This window comes from Sphingobacterium paucimobilis HER1398 (assembly GCF_000416985.1).
GTDB classification, from domain to species: domain Bacteria; phylum Bacteroidota; class Bacteroidia; order Sphingobacteriales; family Sphingobacteriaceae; genus Sphingobacterium; species Sphingobacterium paucimobilis.
Window position 1 is genome coordinate 377528 of the sequence record NZ_ATDL01000004.1, and the last position, 23127, is coordinate 400654.

General features: G+C 41.9%; 14 protein-coding genes. 12 read left to right on the top strand and 2 right to left on the bottom strand.

Annotated features, from left to right (window positions below):
• Positions 1 to 49 precede the first annotated feature (49 nt).
• Complete coding sequence (locus M472_RS27210) at positions 50 to 1081, bottom strand: hypothetical protein (RefSeq protein WP_144062639.1); 1032 nt, start codon at positions 1079 to 1081, stop codon at positions 50 to 52.
• A 150-nt stretch (positions 1082 to 1231) separates the two neighbouring features.
• Between M472_RS27210 and M472_RS27215 the strand changes: the two genes are divergently transcribed.
• From M472_RS27215 to M472_RS27245, 8 genes are all read left to right on the top strand, one after another.
• Positions 1232 to 2407, top strand: a complete 1176-nt coding sequence (locus M472_RS27215) for a FecR family protein (protein WP_021068999.1) — start codon at positions 1232 to 1234, stop codon at positions 2405 to 2407.
• A 244-nt stretch (positions 2408 to 2651) separates the two neighbouring features.
• A complete protein-coding gene (locus M472_RS27220; protein ID WP_200859594.1) occupies positions 2652 to 6179 on the top strand; it encodes a SusC/RagA family TonB-linked outer membrane protein in 3528 nt (1175 codons plus the stop codon).
• Between the two features lie 18 nt (positions 6180 to 6197).
• Positions 6198 to 8213, top strand: coding sequence for a RagB/SusD family nutrient uptake outer membrane protein (locus M472_RS27225; protein ID WP_021069001.1), 2016 nt, complete (start codon positions 6198 to 6200; stop codon positions 8211 to 8213).
• 48 nt (positions 8214 to 8261) lie between these two features.
• A complete protein-coding gene (locus M472_RS27230) occupies positions 8262 to 9605 on the top strand; it encodes a DUF5126 domain-containing protein (protein WP_158499870.1) in 1344 nt (447 codons plus the stop codon).
• 27 nt (positions 9606 to 9632) lie between these two features.
• Complete coding sequence (locus tag M472_RS44350; RefSeq protein ID WP_021069003.1) at positions 9633 to 11249, top strand: DUF4998 domain-containing protein; 1617 nt, start codon at positions 9633 to 9635, stop codon at positions 11247 to 11249.
• A gap of 10 nt (positions 11250 to 11259) precedes the next feature.
• The gene (locus tag M472_RS27235) at positions 11260 to 12282 is read left to right on the top strand and encodes an MBL fold metallo-hydrolase (RefSeq protein ID WP_021069004.1); all 1023 of its coding nucleotides are present in this window, start codon (positions 11260 to 11262) and stop codon (positions 12280 to 12282) included.
• A 223-nt stretch (positions 12283 to 12505) separates the two neighbouring features.
• Positions 12506 to 13093, top strand: a complete 588-nt coding sequence (locus tag M472_RS27240; RefSeq protein ID WP_021069005.1) for an RNA polymerase sigma factor — start codon at positions 12506 to 12508, stop codon at positions 13091 to 13093.
• A gap of 110 nt (positions 13094 to 13203) precedes the next feature.
• Positions 13204 to 14460: a hypothetical protein gene (locus tag M472_RS27245; RefSeq protein WP_021069006.1), complete on the top strand. Its 1257-nt coding sequence runs from the start codon at positions 13204 to 13206 to the stop codon at positions 14458 to 14460.
• Here the strand turns inward: M472_RS27245 and M472_RS27250 are convergent.
• Positions 14457 to 15674 (bottom strand): DUF763 domain-containing protein, encoded by a 1218-nt coding sequence (locus tag M472_RS27250; RefSeq protein ID WP_021069007.1) that lies wholly within the window; start codon positions 15672 to 15674, stop codon positions 14457 to 14459. The two genes, M472_RS27245 and M472_RS27250, sit on opposite strands and share 4 nt — an antisense overlap.
• Before the next feature lie 161 nt (positions 15675 to 15835).
• Between M472_RS27250 and M472_RS27255 the strand changes: the two genes are divergently transcribed.
• From M472_RS27255 to M472_RS27270, 4 genes are all read left to right on the top strand, one after another.
• Positions 15836 to 16426 carry an RNA polymerase sigma factor gene (locus M472_RS27255; RefSeq protein WP_021069008.1) on the top strand — a complete coding sequence of 197 codons (591 nt, stop codon included), beginning with the start codon at positions 15836 to 15838 and terminating at the stop codon, positions 16424 to 16426.
• A 48-nt stretch (positions 16427 to 16474) separates the two neighbouring features.
• Positions 16475 to 17650 carry a FecR family protein gene (locus M472_RS27260; RefSeq protein ID WP_021069009.1) on the top strand — a complete coding sequence of 392 codons (1176 nt, stop codon included), beginning with the start codon at positions 16475 to 16477 and terminating at the stop codon, positions 17648 to 17650.
• Positions 17651 to 17760: 110 nt separating this feature from the next.
• On the top strand, positions 17761 to 21360 hold the full coding sequence (locus M472_RS27265) for a SusC/RagA family TonB-linked outer membrane protein (RefSeq protein WP_021069010.1): 3600 nt from the start codon (positions 17761 to 17763) through the stop codon (positions 21358 to 21360).
• A gap of 14 nt (positions 21361 to 21374) precedes the next feature.
• A complete protein-coding gene (locus M472_RS27270) occupies positions 21375 to 23126 on the top strand; it encodes a RagB/SusD family nutrient uptake outer membrane protein (protein WP_200859595.1) in 1752 nt (583 codons plus the stop codon).
• The last annotated feature ends 1 nt before the right edge of the window (position 23127 follow it).

The window sequence follows — 23127 nt, forward strand, 5'->3', positions numbered from 1 at the left end:
CGACAGATAATAGTGTTGTTTTCTGCTGTTGGCGCCGCGTAATGCAAGATTATTCCATATTGAATTTCTTTTTTAATTTGAGGGCCAAATGTGGAGCAATGGTATAGTACCCTTTAGGCTGGCCAATAGCTCTATACGATAAGAGTTTTTTCTTGACACTTTCCTTGTTGATCTGGTCAAATACCTTCTGCAGCAAGGGAGATATAATGATAATCTTCTTTTTTACATCTATTAACATAATATGGTCATAACGGATATAAAGGAGGTCATTGATGTGCAGGAATATACCATCGTAGAAATTTTCTGGACCTTCTTCGTTATCGAATACCATCGGTACAGTAAAGCCATGGTCAATAATGACATAGTCAAATCCCTTTCCATAGATGAATGCATACATTTCTATATCTACCTTGGCTTTAGGTGTGTCTTCGGGCGGTGGTTTTGAAAAAGTATTAGCTAGTTTTTCTGCTTTATGAAGTAGCTCTTCACTGTTATCCACAACAGCTGTGGTCTCTTGTGGATAGGAGCTCGGTCTATCGGCGATATACTGTACCATAGTCAAAAAATGCTTTCGATAACCTTTGTATAGTGCTAATATCAAAAAGCCAATTGATATAGCGTAAAGGTAGTAGCTTAGGTCTCCCTGATAAGATAGTTTGGTCAACTCGATTTCTATCGCAGAGAAAGGTTCATTGTCTATAAAATAAGGGGAACGGTAGGGGACTACTTTGTCCAGGTCAATGTTTTTCTGCCTGTGGAATAGATATCCAAAGAAAGCAGTATACAAAAAATAAGGAACGAAGGACCAGAAGAAGAGTGTGATTTTGGTTAGCGGTCTACGGCTATGAGATCGTGATATTATTAGAGTTATACATAAGGTAAAGAAAGAGGAAAACACTATTGACAAAATTAGTGCCCATTGTATACGATCTGCTAAAAACTGATCGTAAAGATCGCCTGATAATGTGTGCAAGAGTGGAATGTAAGCACAGAAGGAGCAAGCTGCCGTAATCAGGAATGTTGCAGATGGATAGAATATAAAGCTCTTCCAGGCTTGTTCTGGTTTATAGTGGTTAGTCATACCTAAGTATATTGGTTTTTTATAAGTATACTGATTTTTAATTAGATAATCAATTTTTTGAGGTTTTAAATCCACTACTGCTATTTATTTCACTTTTTTACTAAGGTTCTTCTTTTTGATTCGTATTGCTGGTATTAAGGTAAAAGTAATATGTACGATACTTCGGAAATAGCTCGGTTGATCAAGAGAAAAATGGAGGGAACCATTACAGCTGATGAGTTGATGGAGCTCAGTGAATTGGCTAAAAAAAATCCCTCTATTGACAGGTTGCTGTTGATGGTCGAAGATGACCGTACCTTACTGGAAGATACAGCTATGTATCTGAGCCTTTCTATGGAACAGGAGAAGACGGATCGACAGAAGAGGATACTTGAAAACACATTGTCGAAAATTCATCAACGGCCTAAAGTAGCCCTGTATCGTAGGCTCCTGCCATACGTAGCAGCAATTTTGGTGCTGTCGTTGATCAGTCTTGTATACTATAGCCTGGAAGTAAAGAAATCGCCTGTCATGGCTCTGCAAGATTTGGCTCCGGGTACCAATAGGGCCTCTATTACATTGTCGGATGGTCGTATAATCGAGCTCAGTGAAGATCAACATGGTGTGGTCTTGGGTGATCAGCTGCAATATGAAGATGGTACACTGATTCATAATCTGGATCAGGAAGAGGTATTCTCTGCAACGATAGCTACGCCAAAAGGAGGACAATACCAGATCACATTATCTGACGGTACAAAGGTGTGGTTGAACGCCGATTCAAAATTGACGTACCCCTCTAAATTTAAGGGAGAGGATAGAATGGTAGAACTTCAGGGTGAAGCTTATTTTGATGTCTCTACGCTTTCCAAAAATGGAAAGAAAACTCCATTTATAGTCAAAACAGTTGAGCAGCAAGTCGTGGTACATGGTACCCAGTTTAATCTTAAGGCGTATGCGGACGATCAAGGGGATGTTCTGACGACGCTGATAGAAGGGGCTGTTTCCTTACATGTAGGAGGTAATACCCTTCCGTTGGTTCCTGGAGAGCAGGGAGTCCGTAGCAAGCAAGGGTTGCGCAAAAGAAAAGTGGATGTAGAGCCTTATATCGCTTGGAAAGACAACCGGTTTGTCTTCGAAGAGGTAGAGTTGAGAGAGGCGCTCAAGGTATTGAGCCGTTGGTACGATTTTGATTTCAGTATAGATAATGCCGTAAAACCTATACATCTATACGCTAGTATCAATAGAGAGAAAAGTTTCAAAGAGGTGTTGAAAATACTGGAGAGCAGTGGTATTCGATTCAGACTGGAACGTATAGGAGAAAGAAACAAATTATTAATCTTCAATTAAAAACCAACAAAAAACTACTATGGGATAAAAACGAACAGAAAAAGGGAGATGGAAAAAGCAGCGGACAGTGCGCGAACACTGCCCGCAAATGTTTGATCTATCTGTCGCAATTATGATCTCTAAGCAAAGAGAAGATTTTTCATTTTAACAAATTATAGTATGATCTAAACAGTACAAATGTATGATTTTTAAAACAAAACCTGAAGGACTGTATAGGCCTTCTGTTAACCGTGTGCTCTTAATTATGAAATTAATAGTTGTACTTATTTTGCTAAATATTACAGCAGTATGGGCCAATGGATTCGCACAGAACATCACCCTTAAAGCAAATGGGATGTCGCTGGTGCAAGCTATGAAAAGCATTCAACAACAGACCGGATATGAGTTTTTTATAAAAAGTAAAGCTCTTGCACAGATTAAGGTCAGCCCGGATATCCAAAAGATGAAAATTGAAAGAGCGATGGAGAAGCTGTTGCAGGGACAGTCCGTAGCTTGGTTATTGGAAGGCAACACGATTGTGATAAAACCAGCTGCAGCATCTACGGCGGCGACTGGCAAATCTGTAGTTAACCTGACGAAAGATATGGTCAGAGAGTTGCCCCTGGTTCAACAACATCGGATAACAGGAAAAGTGACGGAGGCGATTGATGATGCCCCGATATCGGGGGTAAGTGTCCTCGTGAAAGGAACCACGAATGGTACCAATACGGCTGCAGACGGAGTGTATGAATTGGCGGTCAACGAAGGAGATTCCTTGATTTTTTCGATGGTAGGCTATATCCAGCAAAGGGTAAAAGTGGGCGCTTCCAAACTAATCAATATCAGGTTGGCTAAGGACAATAAAGAGTTGGAGGAGACGGTTGTCGTAGCCTTTGGCCGGCAGAGCAAAGAGAGTGTAGTATCTTCTATCACGACTGTCAATGTGAGAGATTTACGATCGCCTTCGAGCAACCTGACTACAGCATTGGCAGGCCGTATGGCAGGCTTGGTAGCTTACCAATCTACTGGTGCTCCTGGAGAAGAGGATGCCCAGTTCTTTGTACGTAGTGTCACGTCGTTCGGTAGTGGATTGGCATCGCCCTTGATTCTGATCGATAACATCGAGATGACTTCAAGGGATCTGTCGCGCTTGAACCCCGATGATATTGCTAGTTTTTCGATCTTGAAGGATGCTTCAGCGACAGCATTGTATGGTGCACGTGGAGCGAATGGCGTGGTCTTGGTGACGACCAAAGAAGGGGAAAAGGGAAAGGTGAAGACCTCATTTCGTTACGAGACATCAGCCTCGACTCCGACCACTAAAGTAGATGTGGTAGATCCAGTTACTTTTATGGAATATTCGAATATTGCTAGTTTGACCCGACATGATGTATTGACCTATCCGCAAGGCAAGATCAATATGACTAAGGATCCGAACCGTAATCCGTATGTGTACCCTGCGGTCAATTGGAAGGACATGATGACAAAGGACTATTCAATCAATCAACGAGCTAATATCAATCTGACAGGAGGTGGTAATGCAGCAACCTACTATTTAGCAGGATCGTTTTCGCAGGACAGAGGGATATTGAAAGTGGACAATGTCAATCCATTCAATACGAATATTGACCTCAAGAAATATACAGTCCGTTCGAATGTGAATTTGAACTTAACAAAGACCTTAGAAGCTAAAGTAAGGCTGAATGCCAACTTTGACGATTATACCGGGCCTATAGGGGAGTCCGGAAGTGGAGGTGCAAACACCTATGGACGTAGTTTATTGGCCAATCCTGTATTGTTTCCGGCGTACTATGCACCAGATCGGGCTACACAGTATGTGGATCGTATTCTGTTTGGTAACTATTCGGATAGCGAATATGGCGATGGGGCACCTCAATATATGAATCCCTATGCCGATGTGATGAGGGGATATGAGGATGTGAGAAACAGTACTTTATTGACACAGTTAGAACTGCATCAAGATCTGAAGTCGGTGACTGAGGGATTGAAAGCACGTTTTATTGGTAGCTTTACACGATATTCGGGCTTTAATATCGCTCGAAGTTATAATCCTTTTTACTACCAATATATCAAAGGAACGTATAATCCGAATAACCCAGAATTTCCCTACGATTTGGCTTCTTTGAACCCAGAGGGAGGTTCAGATCATATCGATTATGCAGCGGGAGGAAAAACAGTACAAGCCCGTTATTATGCCGAGGGGGCCATGTTGTACAATCGGAAGTTCGATGGTAAACACGATGTGGGCGGACTGTTAGTGGGGTCTGTCAAAGAGAGTATGGATGGGAGTCCAGTCAATTTGGATAGCTCACTTCCGTCTCGAAATGTGGCTCTTGCGGGTCGATTTACGTATGGATTATCACAGAAGTACTTTGCCGAGTTCAATTTCGGGATAAACGGATCGGAGCGTTTCGACCCTCGTTACAGATGGGGATTCTTCCCTTCGTTTGGGTTAGGATGGCAGGTATCGGACGAAAAGTTCTGGGAAGGGCTACAGACTGTCATTCCTAAGTTCAAGATAAGAGGTACGTATGGGCTGGTAGGTAATGACGTTATCGTAAAAGATTACGATCGTTTTTTCTTTACATCTAATATTAATCTGAATGGCCCAGCGGCAGGTCGTTTTGGGAATAACCCTTACGAGACCTTTACACGGCCTACGGTCCAGACCTTGCGTCATGCCAACCCTTATATCACATGGGAGGTGTCGTATAAAACGAATCTAGCGGTAGAACTGGGGCTGTTGAATAATGATCTCTCGTTGATTGCCGAAGTCTATCGTGAAAACCGGACCAATATTGTACAGGAAAGAAGTGATATACCGTCGGTCATGGGCGTGGCAGGCACTATTCGTACCAATTATGGTGAAGCTGTTGGAAAGGGATTTGACCTTACTCTGAATTATAACAAGTCGTTCTATAATGGTATGTGGTATATACTACGGGGTAATTTTACCTATGGGTCGTCCAAGATTACGGTATATGACGAATTGGATTATTCGGAAGTTGCGCCTTGGCGCTCAGTTATCGGGCAGAAGGTTGGCCAGTCTAGAGGATACGTCGCCGAACGCTTATTTATCGATGATGATGAAGTGGCCAATTCGCCGATACAACAGGTGCATAGTTCAGGAGGGGACTATCAGGCAGGTGATATCAAGTACCGGGATATAAATGGGGATGGAGTTATCAATTCCTTTGATATCGTCCCTATGGGGTATCCGGTCAATCCGGAGATTCAATATGGGTTGGGGGCTTCTTTTGGTTTTAAAAACTTTGATATATCGGCATTTGTGCAGGGTGAAGCACGCTATTCTTTCTTTCTTGATGCACGGGCTATGGCACCGTTTGTAGAGGTGTTTTCTGGTGAGTTGAAAAACGGTCAATGGACGGAGGATGGTTCGAAAACTGGGTTGAAAGGAAATAGAGCAATGCTAAGTTTTATTCCCGAAAGTCTGTGGACGGAGACTAACCGGGACCTGTATGCCAAATGGCCACGTCTGTCTCCAGATGGTAGCGGTATTGCAGCTGGTAACAATAATAATTTTGTGAAAAGTAATTATTGGATGCGTACCGCAAGTTATCTCCGACTGAAGTCGGTAGAGATGGGGTATAAGATTCCGGATATACGTGGTGTCTCGACACGGGTGTATGCGAGTGGGACAAATCTGTTGACTTTTTCTGATTTTAAATTATGGGATCCGGAGATGCGTGGCAATGGTCTTGCTTACCCTTTACAGCGCGTATTCAATCTAGGGGTTCAGATCAATTTTTAAACTACAAAGACATACTACATGAAACGTATATATTATTTATTCACTTTTATCTTATTATCTGCTGTCAGCGGCTGTAATAAGTATCTGGATATTTTACCCGACAACAAGCCGGTATTGGAAGATGCCTTTAAGGATAAATATAATGCCGAGAAGTATCTGTTTACTTGCTATAATAGCTTGCCAAATGTGGTAAACCCGACCAATACCCTGGGGATTTCAGGTGGCGGAGATATTATCTACTCCGAAAAAAATACAGGCGGAGGATTCTCTGCTGGGCCTCCTGCTACACAGATGGCCTTTCTGAAAGGAAATAACGTAGCCAATCCTTATGTCAATTTTTGGGATGGAGCCAATGGTGCCAGTAGAAATATCTGGCAGGGAATCCGTCACTGTAACGTGTTCCTGAATCATATCCGTGTCGAAGATGGAGGGCCTCGTGATCTGGACGAGTCGACCCGGGACAAATGGATAGCGGAAGTGAAAGCTATAAAAGCTTACCTGCACCTCTACCTTTTCCAATTGTATGGACCTATTCCTATTATGGACGAAGTGATCCCCATTTCGGCCAAGGGGGAAGAATTAGAGATCTATCGCGAACCTGTAGATAAGGTGGTGGATTATATTGTGCAGACATTGGATGAAGCAATTGAAGATCTGCCTACTATAGGTGAGCTGGATATTGTGAGTGAGTACGGTCGTTTTACGAAAACTATTGCGTTAAGTGTCAAGGCTAAAACATTGGTATTGGCAGCAAGTCCTTTATTCAATAACAATAATAATTACAGCGGATTTAAAGATAAGAGGGGGGTAGAGCTTTTTCCTGTAGGGGATTCAAAAGCAAAATGGGAGCGCGCATTGGCAGCATGTGATGCTGCCGTACGTGCTGCAGAGGAGGATGGAGCAGTTATTATGGTGACCACAGACGGCGGGAATAACGCTATTCGTGGCATCAACAGCACCAATATCAATGATACGACCAAGGCCATGGTGAGCCTAAGGCAAGCTGTCACAGCTTCTTGGAATCCAGAGGTGATATGGGCCGTAAATGAGAGTACAACGGTTTTACAGCGCTGGGCCACAATGTTGAGCAATGATGAGTATTTTAACTTAGCAGGATCAGCAGGATCAGATATTGGGCAGCGCCAAAGCCCTACGCTGAATGTGGTAGAGATGTTCTATTCATCCAAAGGGGTGCCGATCGAAGAAGATTCAGATTGGGAAACTAAAGGATGGTATCAAAATCGCTACAATACGCAGCTTCCTGACGCTGAGCATAGCAAATACTTCATAAAAGAGGGGCAAGAGACGGCTGTACTTCATTTCAATCGCTGTCTACGATTTTATGCATCAGTAGGTTTTGATGGGGGAATATGGGAAGGACGAGAGAAACCATTGAGTGAAGCTTCGTTCCCGAATATGATGCGCCATTTCGGTAGCGGATTCAAGCATTCGGAAGCCTATGGCGGTTACCCCTTCTCAGGCTACCTCGCAAAAAAGCTGAGTCATTTGAAGACAACTTATACAGAGACACGTATCACGTTGATGCGGGAGGACTATTCTTTTCCAATTATCCGACTGGCTGATATGTATCTCCTGCTGGCAGAAAGTCTGAATGAAGTAGGTGGTCCTACACAAACGGATTCCCGTGGACATAATGCATTTCATTATTTGGATGCGATTAGAGCCCGTGTAGGGATGGAAGGGGTAGTAGATAGCTGGAACAAATATGCGTCAGCTAGATTCAAATCTAAGCCTAGTACTGAAGGTGGGCTTCGGCAGATTATACGTCGGGAACGGATGAATGAACTGGCTTTTGAAGGACATTTTTACTATGATGTCAGGAGATGGCTTATGGCCGAAGAGATGTTTAATCGCCCGATTCTAGGCTGGAATAAGGATGGAGAAAATAAGACTGATTTTTACAATGTCAGGGTGCTGGCACAACCTCGGTTCTCCATGAAGGATTACCTGATGCCAATCCGTACGAATACATTGTTGCAAAGCAAGACGCTCGTGCAGAATCCGGGTTGGTAAGCGTATAACTGATTTTAATTCATAGAAATGGAAAAGATGAAATATATAATGAGATTTTTAACCGCTATGGTCGTTTGTCTTTCGTTATTAATAGGTTGTGGCGACACCTACCTAGGAGTAGAACAAGTGGTGATAGATACGAACAGACCCGATAAACTGACTGTGAATAAGGTTGTCGCGCAGTCTGGTGCATTGGAGATTCATTTTAGTATACCTGCTGGTAATCCTAATATTGATCAGGTGGTGGCTACCTATAAGAATAAAAAGGGAGAAAATGTAGAGTTCAAAGTGTCCAGGTACAGTTCCACGATTTTGGTGGAGGGATTTACGGGGACAGATGAGAAATCTATAGAATTGGCCTGTGTGGATGTGAGTGGTAATAAATCGGACATCACGACAGTCAATGCCGCACCTCTTTTGTCGCCACTTGAGATTGCTTTTGAGTCTCTTTTCGTAGAGCCTGCATTTGGTGGGGTTCGCTTAAAATGGAAAAATAATAATGCTAACCCTTTGGCTATCCATGTGCTGACCGAAGATATACTACAAGTGGGGGTGGTCTCTCTGGTTGAAGATCCGACCAAGACCATCTATAATAGGGACTCGGTCAATACGTTTGCTTTTGTTCGTCAATATCCATCTATTGAACAGAAGTTTGGATTTACAGTATCCGATAAGTGGGGCAATAGGTCGGATACGATGATCAATTCGTTGATACCGTATAAAGAAGAGGAAATAGAATTTAAGTATGTCAAAGCGGTTTCTTTTTTCAACCCTACGTACTATGCGGGTAGTCGTGATTATGGTATATATGGGGTCAATCCGGCCACTGGTATACAGAATGATGCAAATGCCCACGCAGCGGGCAATGCTCCACAGACAATGTTTAATGGTGTGACTTCCGGAAACCTGTACTATGGCTACAAGTTTGTGAAAGATCTATCCAATACAGATCCTTCAAAACGAGAAACGGTACACGATGTGTATGCGACTTTTGATCTGAATATGGAGGCCCGTCTGAATAGGGTGAAAATATCACCTCGGGTGCATATTTCTTATACTTATTCGAGATCCAGTCCTAAGCGTTTCAGAATATGGGGTACCAATGATGCGAATAGCGCACGCTGGGCCAAGTTTCCAGAAGGATGGACCCTGATCGGTGAATATGTGGGTAAGACTCCGGTCAACCTGGCGAGTCTGACCGATGAGGAAAAAGACTGGTTCAATAATAATCAAGAATATTTGATCAATGAGGATAATGTGAATCCTGATGCAAAACCCACTGAACCATTCCGCTATATGAGGTTGCAGCTTATGGAGTCTTATAACAAAAATGAAGCATATTATACAATCAATGAGTTTCAGATGTTTGGTGAAATATTGAAACGCTATTAACATTGTCTTTACTTAACAATAGAAGCTATGAGCAAAATTAACTATATACTTTTATGGGCATTTTTTCAGCTTTTTCTGGTAGGCTGCGATAATGCAGATGATCTGCTGAACCAACATATAAAAGATGGACCTTTGGTCTATGCCGGTAAGATTAAAGAAATGGGGGCACAGTCGGGATATTACCGAATCCGTGTCAATCTCTTTCCAACGACTGATGCCAATAGGTCACATAGTGTGCTGACTTGGAATACGCAGGGAGATACAAAAGATTCGATGCGAGTGGATTATAATGAGGCGAATTTTGACCCAATCATGGGGGGGTATTTTAAAGTCATCGAATTTGCTGATCTCCAAGGACCATTAGAAATCAAGGCACAGAATGTTGATAAATTTGGCAATAAATCATTGATGGAATCGATCAGTGCCAATATTTACGGGACTGATTATGTCTCGGCATTGGTCAACTCTCCAGCAAAGGTATCCTCCAAAGTGGATAAGGTGACCTTTGAGGAGCGGGTAGGTGCAGTCGGTAATATTATCAGTTATGAAAAAATAGATGGTAGTTTTACACCCGAAGTTTTTGTGAAAGATAAAAACTATCCGTTGGTAGATGCCAAAAGAGGAGGCTTAGTTCGTACAAAAACACGATTCTTGATCAACGAGACGGATATTGATACGTTGGATGTTACGGCATTTTTGGAGACAAGGATACCCACCAATGACGGAATAGCCGTTTATGAGGCATTATTGCAAACCTCTCCTTTTTCGCTGGACAACGAAAGATTGGCCGTATTGAGACAGATTGAGGTGTTTTCGGATAGTTTTCCGAAAGCTTCGTTTGGACAATATCTTAAGGCTGGGGATGAGGCATCGGTCGATATGGAATATACAACTCCTATCCTATATGCGTATGGGAGGGCTTTTGACAAACTGATGGATGAAGTACAGCATACCGATGTCGCCTATGGTTCGGTCGCAGTATGGCTTCTGTATAATATGGGCTATGTTGTCAAAACTCCTTCAGTGACTTTTGGTATAGATGTGGACCACCGCTGGGCAGAAAAGTTAGAGCCCTATCTGGATTTCATTTGTGTGACACATAATCATGTAGATCATGCTCATGTAAAACTGATGGATGCTATGAATAAAAAAGGTAAACCTGTATTGTCAAATTTTTACAAAAAGGATACCAAGTACTATTCAGAAGATGCTAAGAACTTTACTATTGGAAATATAAAAATACGTACCGATATTACAGATCATTTGCGGGATCCAGCATTGCCGAAGTTCGTGACCGTATTCCGTATCGAATGTGGTGCGGATGCTGGAAATTTCTCTATGCTGCATTGTGGAGATTCAGGATTCAGACCGACTGAGTTTACAAAGGTAGAGGGGCCTTTAGATTTGGCTGTCCTAAGATGGGGTGCACCACGAGAAAATGATATTTTGGGGACGGGCAGTGGTCAAGTGGAGCCTAAGTACGCTATATTGTCTCATTTGATAGAACTGCGGCATGATCCATATCCGAATGGACAGGCTTCGATCTCGCAAACACTGAAACATCTTCCTGGTGTGAAATGTGATAATACCATTATTCCGTTTTGGGGAGAGAAAATGATTTGGAAAAATGGACAGATGCAATAAATCTCAACATATGTTTAAATACGCTTTATCAATTTTATTACTCGCTTTTTGTCAGCTTTCGAGTGCCCAAAAGAGATCTTTTGAAAAGGACCAGAAAAACTATGTGAATGTAGGGGTGGAGACGATCAAGAAGTTGAATAAAACGAGTCCTCTGGTATTGAGTGAGGAACGTGTATCCCTGTTGAAGACGATCGAGACTTATTCTGACCCTTATTCTGACGTTCCATTTAAAGAGTATCTGAAGAAGTCTGAGGAAGAAGCAGAAGAATTGGAGCATAAAGAACCTATTCTATATGCCTATAGAGCGGCGTTTGAGAAGGTGTTGAAAGAGGTAAAGCATACCAAGGTCAAAAAAGGTACAGCATCCGTATGGATGCTGTACAATATGGGGTTTGTCATTAAGACACCTTCTGGCTGTTTCGGAATAGATGTGGATCATCGATTGGCGGAGCAATTGGCTCCTTATCTGGACTTCTTGTATATTACGCATAATCATGGGGATCATGCCAATCTGAAATTAATGGCCGCCATGAAGCAATTGGGCAAGCCTGTGATCACTAATTTTGATATCGACAACGCTCCCTATTTTTCCACTGTTGCCACTGGTTATAAAATTGGAAACTTTACATTACAAACCGATATATCAGATCATTTGAGAAGCCCTGATCTCCCTAATTTTGTAGCTGTGGTTCGTATCGATTGTGGAGATGATACAGGAAATTTTTCTATCCTACATTGCGGAGATTCTGGCTTTGATCCACAACGGTTCCAAGAAGTACAGGGACCGGTAGACGTAGTGGTATTGCGTTGGGGAGCGGCAAGAGAAAATGAAATTTTAGGTGCGGGAGATGGTCAGGTACAAACCAATTATGCGCTGTTGTCGCACCTCATTGAAATGAGACATAAACCTTACCCTAAAGGGCAGGCTTCCATTACACAGACATTGAAACATCTTCCTCATGTGGCCTGCAAAAACACCATTATGCCATTTTGGGGAGAAATGTTAACCTGGGAAAATGGTGTGTTGAAATAGCTTCTTATAGAAAATAGGTATAACATACTCCTCATGTTAGGAGTATGTTATATAATGATTATGTAATCGTTGGGAGAAGTCTTTTCTAGTTGGTTTTATTTAATTTCGCATCGAACTATTTATTAGCTGTATGTAGGTGCATTTTTTTAGCTTACCTGCTGTGGCGTTTGATTTATATTGCTTAACTTAGTTATGCTATCAAAATTATCTAAACCTCTAGAGCGTGAAAGACGACCTGAAATATGTTGAAATTCTATGTCTTGGACATGAAGCGGGGTTACAGTATTTTATCGCTCAATTTGGCGAACCGTTACATTTTTTTGCTTACAAGATTACCAAGAATAGGGAAGTGTCTGAAGAGATAGTCTCCGAGTCATTTTGTAAGTTGTGGCAGCGAAAAGAAAAAATGGAAACCTATGAAATGGTGCGATCTTTTCTGTTTTCGGTCACTAGAAATGCTTGTTATGATCATATGGGGTCGGCCTACCAGAAAAAGATCTCTCTATCCCATAATGATTGGACCAGTATCGAGGGAAAAGAAGGGGATATGTTGGGACAGATCATCTATATCGAACTGATCAAGCAAATTATTCAAGAACTGGAGAAGCTACCTAAGAAGCAGGCCGAGATTTTTAGACTCTCATATATAGAAGGTTTGGATACGGAAGAGATCTGTAGGGTATTAAATACGACTGCTAATAATGTTTATTTTGCTAAATCTAAAGTATTGAATGTATTACGGCAAAACTTAAGTAAAAAGGATATGGGACTCTATCTTACACTCATCGCCTGGATGCTGCCTTTAGATTGATAGGCTTTTGTCTCGTATATTATAATGATAGTACATGTGATATCTATCACTTAAAATTATAATTTTCAGCATAGGAACTGGTGCTGTAAGTTGTTAGATTTGTGGTTAATATGGGTGGATTCTTTTCCTCAATCACTATACGGCAGTGGACGGTCCTGGGTGTATTCAATTTGATGTTGGTGGCCGCCTTTGGACTGCTGATGCGCAGTATGGTTATCTTTCCGCAGACTTGGCTTAATCAGAAGTTTATTCTTCATGCACATTCGCATTTTGCTTTTTCGGGTTGGATATCCCATATGCTGATGGTTTTGATGACTATGGTGGTATTGCGGCGTGAACCGGGTGAGTGCCTTCCAAAACGTTATCAGCTGCTTTTAGGGGCTAATATGTTGGCCTCCTATGGAATGTTGTTCTGTTTTTCCTGGCAAGGGTATGGACGCTATTCCATTGTCTTTTCTACGCTTACCATCTTGCTGTCTTATGTATTTGTAGGGATGCTGTGGCGTGCTGTTGGCCAAGCTCTACTGTCTCCCTTGGTGCGGAAATGGTTTAGGGCGGCACTTGTCTTTTTAGTGCTGTCTTCGGTTGGGACATTTTACCTGGCTTATCTACAGGCAACACATAATGTAGACGGTGATAAGCAATTATCGGCGGTATATTTCTTTCTTCACTTTCAGTATAATGGTTGGTTTTTCTTCGCTTGCATGGGCTTGTGGCATCATTGGTTAGCCTCGCATAAGATAGAAGTGTCTGGTGGGACAATACTGTATCGTTTTTTTGCATGGACTTGTGTACCTGCTTACCTGTTGTCGCTACTGTGGATGGATCTGCCCGTATGGTTGTATGTTATTTTGGGTATGGCAGTCGTGTGTCAGAATGTGAGTTGGTTTTATTGGGTAGTGGGAATGGTCCCGGGGGTGAAGCGAGGAAAAGGTATCCAGCCGGTCTGGCTGCGCAGTGTACTGCTGTGTGTGCTATTGGCTGTGTGTCTTAAATTGCTATTGTACGTTATGGCGCTGATTCCCAAATTTCAACCGTTGACCTACAGTTTCCGTCCGATTGTGATTGGGTATTTACATTTGGTGCTGTTGGGCATAATCACGTTATTTATTTTGGGCTTTGTATTTTTGAATGCTGTTACCCGTGAAACTCCGCTCACCAAGTGGGCGTTGATATCATTTATAGTGGGGATTGTTGGTAATGAATCTTTGCTATTGTTGGAAGGATTGACCGGAATGCAGGGAGTCTACATTCCCTATATACCTTTGGGGCTGGCGGTAGTTGCCTTGCTGTTGTTTTTGTCAATCGGGCTGCTCTGGATATCAATATTCTTAGGCCGTAAAAATGTAGAAGGTGCTGCTGGTTAAGAAAAGAATGATAATTGTTGGCCTTTTTGGGTTTGAATGGGCTTCTTGGAATCGCCCATCACGGTCTTGCCGCCGTATTGCCAAGCGTCTTTCCGTTCTTGTTCGATGACTTGTTGTACGTCAAAGCAAGGGGTAAATTGTTGCTCTGCCTGTAATACAATCTGATGAAGTTTTTGTATGGTTTTTAGCTTGTCTGTATGGCCTAATTTTGATTTTTCTATTCCATTGCGCAGTATGGCGATTCCTTCGTCATAGACCTTGGTGGGAACTGGAAACGGATGCCCGTCTTTTCCGCCATGGGCGAAGGAAAAACGTGCTGGATCGTCGAAGCGGCAGGGTGCGCCGTGTATGATTTCGCTGACTAGTGCCAGTGACTGTAAGGTCCGGGGACCCACGCCCTGTAGAAGGAGCAGATCTTCAAAAGTGTGGATATCGGCCTCGCGGGTGACATATAAAAGTGCGCCCAGTCGTTTTAAATTGACATCCTTGGACTGGACATCGTGTCTCATAGGCATGTGTAGGTGGCGGATTTGTCGGAGGGTGTATTCAGCATCCTCTTTTGATAGTGATAAGATGCCTTGACGGTTTTGAGTAGCTTCCAAAGCGGTCAGGTTTAAGATCCTTCCTCTGGATACACCGCGTATACCACTATGGGGTTGATCGATGAATGACTTTAGATGCTGGGAGTGCCAGTGGTAGCGTCGGGCGGTACCATCGTATTGGTGCATGCCCTGTTGTACTACGGCCCAGTTCCCTTCATTGGAAACAATAAAGTTGTGAAGATATAACTGATAGCCATCTTGTATAGCGGTATTGTCTACCTTGGCCGTGAGCTTACTCGCTCTAACGAGGCTGTTACCATCTACTCCTGTGGCATATGCTACACGCTGTATCTCGTCTGGTGTGTGGCGGGACAATTTTCCTTTGCCTCCACAGATGTATAGTCCGAGTTGTGCGGAATGTGGATTAATGGCTCTTTTTAGTGCACCCATGACGGAGGTCGTGATGCCGGATGAATGCCAGTCCATGCCCAGTACAGCACCAAAACTCTGGAACCAAAAAGGGTCAGCCAATCTTTTCAAGACTTCGTCCTTTCCATAGTCGGTCAATATATTTTCGACAATAGAAAGACCTAACGCCGACATACGCTCGTAAAGCCAGCTAGGAACTTTGCCGTAGTGTAAGGGGAGATCTGCTGTGCCGGATCGTTTCATGGATTGCTAATTTTATTAGTGTAAACTTAGTGTTTTTTTAATAGGTTTTTAGGATTCTTTTTTTCTTTAAGTATTTTATAACTTCGTATATCCAATTATATCGTTTACAAAATTAATAAGAAGTTTACATAGCATTAATTTACTTGTAATACATTTGGCTTATGGCTATTGCTGGATTTAAAATCACTGCTAAAGAGTTTGAACAGTTCCGAGATGGAGATGAGCAGGTATTTGAATCTGTATACCACGCTTATTATAAAACGCTGTTTACAAAAATTAATAATCTTTGTAACGATACGGAATTGAGTAATGAGGTAATACAGGAGACTTTTATTCAATTATTTATTAATAAAGAAAAGATAAAGGAACCAGAAGCACTCTATCCCTTTTTGTATACGGTATCAAAACGTATGGCCATATCTGCGTTTCGTAAATCTGTGGTTCGAATGCAGTACCAGGAATATCTGCAATATACCTTTGAAGAAAGTAGTGAAGCCAGAGGCTTGTCCATCTTGGATGATGATATGACAAGCCGGATTCATGAAATGATAGATGAACTCCCAACAGAACAGAAAAAGGTGTTTAAAATGAACAAGATTGAGGAAATGAGCTATAAAGAAATTGCAGAATCCGTAGGCGTCTCTCCTCATACAGTCAGAAATCAAATCGCTAATGCTACAAAACTGATACGGCTCAAAGTCAGTAAAATGTTGTTTTTATCCCTTTTTTTACTTTTTTTACTTTCGCAATAGTACATTTTTCATACTGATGCGTGTATACTTATAGAAGTATCACAGCAGATGGAAGAAAAGAGACTAAGAGAACTGATTTCAAAATATCATAACGGACAATGCACCGAGCAGGAGTATCATGAGCTTCAGGAGGTGTTGGCAGATCCTGTACAGCATGATTTATTGGAAAATTATTACGACAATCTGCAGCCCCAAGAGAAAGTGCCGGAAGTTAACCTCTATGGATCTGATAGGATTCTAAAGAATGTTTGGAATGACAATCGGGTAGGACAACAAAGAAAGGCACGTCGGATTGATCAAAAACAAACTATACCATATTATAAAATTGCTGTTGCTGTTTTACTGATTCTAGGCTCTGTAATCTGGTGGTACCCCAAGTCAAAGGTAGGCGATCTTGTTGCGAGGACTGGAAGTGAAGTGGTGCATGGCCAGGATCGCGCGCAAATTCAGTTGGACGATGGCCGCATATTTGATTTAGATAGTCTGAGTGGTGGAGCAGAATTGATGGATAAAGGTTTTTATCTAACCAATGGAGAAGGTAAAGAAATGGTGTTCAGGTATAGTCCTACTGGAACGAGCACGGGTAGTTTGAAGTACCATACCTTATCTACACCTAAAGGAGGGCAGTTTAAGTTGGAACTACCAGATGGGACGCTAGTATGGCTGAATGCGGAAAGCAAAGTGAGTTTTCCTGCGCATTTTCTAGATAGAGAGCGAATTGTGAAGTGTGAAGGAGAGGTGTATTTTGAGGTGGCAAAACGTACAATAGCCGATAAACGGATTCCTTTTAAGGTGATGACGAAAGATCAGGAACTCGAGGTTTTAGGGACTACATTTAATATCAGTAGCTATGGAAGCACCGTAGTAACCACGTTGGTAGAAGGGAGAGTTAGCTTAAAGGATCATCACGGTCAAGTATTTCTCGAACCCAATCAACAAGCTGTTTTTGATAAGTCCTTTGAAATAAAAGCTATAGATCCTATGTACGCCGTGGCATGGAAAGATGGGGATTTTGCTTTTCACAAATCTAAAATTGGAGATGTAATGGCTGCGGTATCCCGTTGGTACAATGTTGAGGTGCACTTCGAGGGTGATTTTAGTAAGGATTCGTTCACCGGAACTATATCTAAATATGAAAATATAGATAAACTATTAGAAACAATAGCGCTCACAGGCTCTATAAAATTTTCAAGAGAAGGGAGGGTAATAACTGTAAAGAAATAGAAACAAAAACCTGAAAAGATCAGGAGTGCTTGCAACACCCCTGACTTGGAGTCAGCGAGCTGACATGATTGAAAAATAACCTGTTATCAATTAATTAACAATCAACACAAATGTATGGAAAAAAACTAGGAAATAGCTTTCTGGATAGAAAGCAGATTCCGCCTATTAAATCTATTCTCATGAAGTTGAGCCTAGCCGTTCCTTTGCTTGTGGTTGCCAGCCTGAATGTAAGCGCGGTAACGATAGGGCAGACCATTACGCTAAAGAAGAAGAATCTGAAAATTGAAGAGTTGCTGAAAGAAGTCAGAAAGCAAACTGGATATAATGTTTTCTTCAATGAATCAACTATTCCGCAAGAACTTAAATTGGATGTCCTTTATTCTAAAGCCCAATTAAGAGATGTGCTGGATGAGATATCCAGTAAGTATAGTCTTGGATATAAAATAGTAGATAAGAACATTGTACTGTCCAGTGTTGCTGAGAGGCAATCGATGGGGGATAGTGAAGTAGTCGCTGCAATACAGCAAAGACAGGTCACCGGACGTGTTACCAATATGAAGGGAGAGGCTTTGGGAGGAGTGACGGTATTGGAGGTTGGTACGGGGAATAGTGTGATCTCTAATAATGCAGGGGTATATACTATTACGATGCATAGTAAAGAAAACTTATTAAGATTTTCGTCAGTGGGCTATGCGAGTAGAGAGGTAAGGCCGACGACTTCCTCTACTTTGGATATAACTATGGAAGAAGCGATCAGTGTATTGAGTGATATTGTAGTAGTGGGATATGGTACACAAAAAAAAGGTAATCTTACTGCTGCCGCTAGTGTAGTAGATACAAGGTTACTAAAGAGTAGACCAGGAGGGAATGCTTCATCACTCTTGCAAGGGACAGTACCCAACTTGAATGTCAGTTTCTCGACTGGTAGGCCTGGGGCAGCAGGTAGCTTCAATATCCGTGGCGTGAACTCCATCTCTAACGATGCAAAGCCACTGATTATTATTGACGGTTTTGAGGGGGATATCAATCGCCTCAATCCGAATGATATCGAATCCGTAACAGTATTGAAAGATGCGTCAGCTGCAGCTGTGTATGGTGCAAGAGCTTCGTATGGGGTCATTATAGTGACGACTAAGTCTGGAAGCGGAAGTGCCACTGCAATCAACTATAGCGGACAAGTGTCTGTGAGTACACCAACTACATCGACTGATTACGAGCGGCGAGGATACTATTCTGCAGCTATAAACGATAAGTTTTTTTCGCAATATGCAGGAACAAACTATACGAGGTACACAGATGATGATTACTATCAGCTATGGATACGACGGGAGGATAAGAAGGAACATCCTGATAGGCCATGGGTAGTACTGGATAAACGGGATGGGCGTGATAGCTATGTGTATTATGGAAACACAGATTGGTATAGTTACCTGTTTGATGATAAGCGCCCAATGCAGTCGCACGATATTAGCGTAGTAGGTGGGGCTGATCATATACGATATAGCCTTTCTGGTAATTATTACGACCAAAAGGGAATATTTAGACAGAATCCAGATCAAATCAAACGGTATAACCTACGATCTAAAGTAGATTTTGAAGTAAAACCTTGGCTAGATATCAATACGAATATAACTTATTTTAACTCTGCATATGGTTATCCTGGTGTGGGAGGTGTGGAAAAAACTTTCGAGAATTCTGTCAGTCATGGTTTGGCGAGTATCGTGCCTCGTAATCCTGACGGAACTTTAGTATATGCTACGACTATCAGTAATTATAATGTTATGGATGGATATTCTGCGATGTTGACACAGGGATTACACCATAATATGGATAAAATATCGGAATTTTCACCAACGATAGAAGCTGTATTAAAGCCGTTAAAGGGATTGGAGCTGAGATCGAGTTATCGCTTTACGCATTACAATTATCAGACAATGAACCGTTCGGTTAATATTCCTTATTCCAAATACCCAGGGGAGGAATTGAGTATTACAACAGGAATTGGTAATAATCGCCTTTATGAATCACAGATCAATCATTATTTTCAAGGTGTAAATATGTATGCTACCTATGAGCATACATGGAACAATGCCCATAATTTTAAACTAATGGGAGGGTATAATTACGAAACCCGTTATATAAAGGATGTAAAAGCTGCACGGGACGGCCTTTTGAGTAATCAGCTGACAGATTTAGAACTCGCTACGGGAGATGTAATCGAAGTAAATGGGGGACAGAATGAGTATGCCTTATTCGGTGTGTTTTATCGGGCAAATTACAACTATAAAGACCGCTATCTGTTAGAGGCCGCTGGACGGTACGATGGTACTTCCCGATTTGCTAAAAATCATCGTTACGGTTTTTTTCCATCGTTTTCTGCTGGATGGAGAGTAGATCGTGAAGATTTTTTCAAAGATTGGAATCAACATTTATTTTCTGGACTTAAGTTAAGAGCTTCTTATGGTTCTTTGGGGAATCAACAGGTGGGGTATTACGATTATATACAAACAGTCAACGCAGGCGGCGTCTTAAAATATTCATTTGGCGATGGCAGTGTGGCTCCGTTTGCTGATGAGAGCGCTCCAAACTCGAGTGCCCTAACATGGGAAACTGTAAATACTACCAATATAGGATTGGATGTCGAGTTACTTCAATCAAGGGTGACTTTTAATGGGGATGTATACTGGCGTGAAACTTTGAATATGTTAACGTTGGGTAAAGCCATTCCTGCCTATTATGGAGCAGGCTTCCCTAAAGAGAATGCATCTGATTTAATGACTAAAGGATGGGAGGTGAGCGTGTCCTGGAAAGATCAATTTGAACTTGCTGCTAAGCCTTTTGCCTATCATGTAGGAATCGGTGTAGGGGATAATACATCGAAGATCACACGTTTTGATAATCCGAATAAAAACCTAAGTAATTTTTATGAAGGGCAACGTCTAGGACAGATTTGGGGATATGAGGTGAATGGTTATTTTAAAACGGATGAAGAAGCGAAAAATTATGCTGTAGATCAAAAAGCGGTGAATGCGATTATCAATTCTTCCGCTATCGATCAAGGCCTGCGCGCAGGTGATTTGAAATTTGAGGATCTAGACGGAGATAAGGTAATATCTATGGGCGACAACACATTGGCCAATCCTGGAGATAGAAGGGTCATCGGAAACTCTCTGCCTAGGTATAACTTTAACTTCAATACAGGAGCTTCATGGAAAGGGATTGATGTCTCCGTGTTTTTTCAGGGAATAGGTAGGCAGCACTGGTACCCAGGGGCAGAAGCTATAAACTTCTGGGGTCCTTATTCTAGGCCCTACGCAACTTTTATCCCACGCGATTTTATGTCACAGGTATGGAGTGAAGATAATCCGGATGCCTATTTCCCTAGGCCTAGAGGTTATATTGCCTTAAATGCAACGAACCGTTCGCTGGGGGTTGCGAATACAAAATATCTGCAGGACCTCATGTACATACGTTTGAAAAATCTGACTGTGGGCTACAGTCTTCCTGAAGCAACTGTAGGAAAAATTGGATTATCACGTTTACGCTTTTATTTGAGTGGAGAGAATCTGTGGACTTATACGAAGCTGAAGAGTAAATATATAGATCCTGAACAGGCTGCAACGAAGAATACCTATAAAGTCTCGACGAGTACGGCCAAAACCTATCCTTGGGCTAAGACATTTATGTTTGGCCTGGACATTGGATTATAACTTTAAATATTAGGATGATGAAAAAATATTTGATACAATATATAGCGGGCATACTCTTCATTTTGGGCACTTTGAGTGCATGTGACCTGGATAAGATGCCGCTAGCGGCACTTTCACCGGATACGTATTTTTCTAATGAACAAGAACTAAAACTGTATAGTAATAAGTTTTATCTAGATGTCTTGCCAGGGGCGTCTGATGTTTATGGAGAAAATGCTGACGATATCGTGATCACTCCATTGAGTTTAGAAGTTTCTGGTCAACGTACCGTGCCCGCAGCCGCGCCTACAACAGGGTTTGGATGGCGCTGGGCTCCACTTAGAAGAATAAACTATCTGTTGGAAAATTCGCACCAGACAGCAGATGTTCGTGTGCGAAACCAGTATGATGGTCTGGCCCGCTTTTTTAGAGCCTACTTCTACTTTGAAAAAATGGTTCGGTATGGAGAGTTACCTTGGTTTAATCGGGTGCTTGGATCTCAGGATACTGAATTATTTAAACCTCGTGATAGCAGGGATCTGATCGCTGACTCTATTTTGAGAGACTTGGATTTTGCAATAGCGCACCTGCCAACGACAAAAGATGTTTATCGGGTAAACAAATGGACAGCTATGGCCTTAAAGTCCCGGATGGCACTTTTCGAAGGAACTTTTAGGCATTATCACCAACTGCCGAATGCTAATAAATACCTGCAGATATGTGCTGAGGTTTCGCAGGAGTTGATAAACGATGGTGGATATTCACTTTATAAAACAGGAACACAGCCTTATCGGGATCTGTTTGCTAATTCTAAAGCAATAGGTCAGGAGGTTATTTTGGCAAGGGATTATGATGAATCATTGGCTTTGTTTCATGATGTCCAGAATTTTGAAAACTCCAGTACCCGCGGCCGGCCAGGTATTGCTAAAAGTGTGGTCAATTATTATTTGATGACATCGGGAGCGCGTTTTACGGATATGGCAAATTATGATAGAATGGAGTTTGTGGAAGAGACTAAGAATAGAGATCCGCGTTTGGCGCAGACTATACGGACTCCAGGGTACACGCGTATCGGAAGTACAGCATTAGTCGCTCCGAACCTAACGTTTTCTGTGACGGGGTATCATTTAACGAAATATAGCATGCAGCAAACTTACGATGCTTCGGGAAAAAGCTTTTCTGATATCCCGTTATTTCGCATAGCTGAAGTTTATTTAAATTTAGCGGAGGCTAAAGCTGTGTTGGAGACACTGACACAAGAAGATTTGAATAAGACGATCAATCTGCTACGCAATAGGGTGGGCATGCCTAGCCTCAATCTAGCGCAGGCAAATGCCAATCCTGATCCTTACCTTGGGCAGGGTGAATATGGTTTTCCAAATGTAGTAGGTGCTTTTAAAGGAGTTGTATTAGAGATACGTCGTGAACGTACTGTAGAGATGATGTTGGAAGGACTGCGTTATAACGATATGATGCGTTGGAAGTCGGGAAAACTGTTTGAAAAGCCCTTCTTGGGAATGTATTTTGGTCGTTTGGGAAATTTTGATCTGGATAATAACGGAACTATTGATGTATGTCTATATGAAGGTACTAAGCCAAGCTCTACGGCTAGTGTTTTTCTGGAAGTGGGTAAGGATATCATTCTTTCCGAAGGAAATAAGGGATATATCGTGGTGCATGGTAATTTAACACGTGTATTCAGAGAAGATAGGGATTATCTATATCCAATCCCAACAGAAGAAATTAATCTGTCGAATAAGACGCTAATTCAAAACCCTAACTGGTAGA

What these genes read in the sequence shown, in the direction of transcription:
- M472_RS27210 (WP_144062639.1), bottom strand. Translation starts at nt 1,081, where the DNA reads ATGACTAACCACTATAAACCAGAACAAGCCTGGAAGAGCTTTATATTC.
- M472_RS27215 (WP_021068999.1), top strand. Translation starts at nt 1,232, where the DNA reads ATGTACGATACTTCGGAAATAGCTCGGTTGATCAAGAGAAAAATGGAG.
- M472_RS27220 (WP_200859594.1), top strand. Translation starts at nt 2,652, where the DNA reads ATGAAATTAATAGTTGTACTTATTTTGCTAAATATTACAGCAGTATGG.
- M472_RS27225 (WP_021069001.1), top strand. Translation starts at nt 6,198, where the DNA reads ATGAAACGTATATATTATTTATTCACTTTTATCTTATTATCTGCTGTC.
- M472_RS27230 (WP_158499870.1), top strand. Translation starts at nt 8,262, where the DNA reads ATGAGATTTTTAACCGCTATGGTCGTTTGTCTTTCGTTATTAATAGGT.
- M472_RS44350 (WP_021069003.1), top strand. Translation starts at nt 9,633, where the DNA reads ATGAGCAAAATTAACTATATACTTTTATGGGCATTTTTTCAGCTTTTT.
- M472_RS27235 (WP_021069004.1), top strand. Translation starts at nt 11,260, where the DNA reads ATGTTTAAATACGCTTTATCAATTTTATTACTCGCTTTTTGTCAGCTT.
- M472_RS27245 (WP_021069006.1), top strand. Translation starts at nt 13,204, where the DNA reads ATGGGTGGATTCTTTTCCTCAATCACTATACGGCAGTGGACGGTCCTG.
- M472_RS27250 (WP_021069007.1), bottom strand. Translation starts at nt 15,674, where the DNA reads ATGAAACGATCCGGCACAGCAGATCTCCCCTTACACTACGGCAAAGTT.
- M472_RS27255 (WP_021069008.1), top strand. Translation starts at nt 15,836, where the DNA reads ATGGCTATTGCTGGATTTAAAATCACTGCTAAAGAGTTTGAACAGTTC.
- M472_RS27260 (WP_021069009.1), top strand. Translation starts at nt 16,475, where the DNA reads ATGGAAGAAAAGAGACTAAGAGAACTGATTTCAAAATATCATAACGGA.
- M472_RS27265 (WP_021069010.1), top strand. Translation starts at nt 17,761, where the DNA reads ATGTATGGAAAAAAACTAGGAAATAGCTTTCTGGATAGAAAGCAGATT.
- M472_RS27270 (WP_200859595.1), top strand. Translation starts at nt 21,375, where the DNA reads ATGATGAAAAAATATTTGATACAATATATAGCGGGCATACTCTTCATT.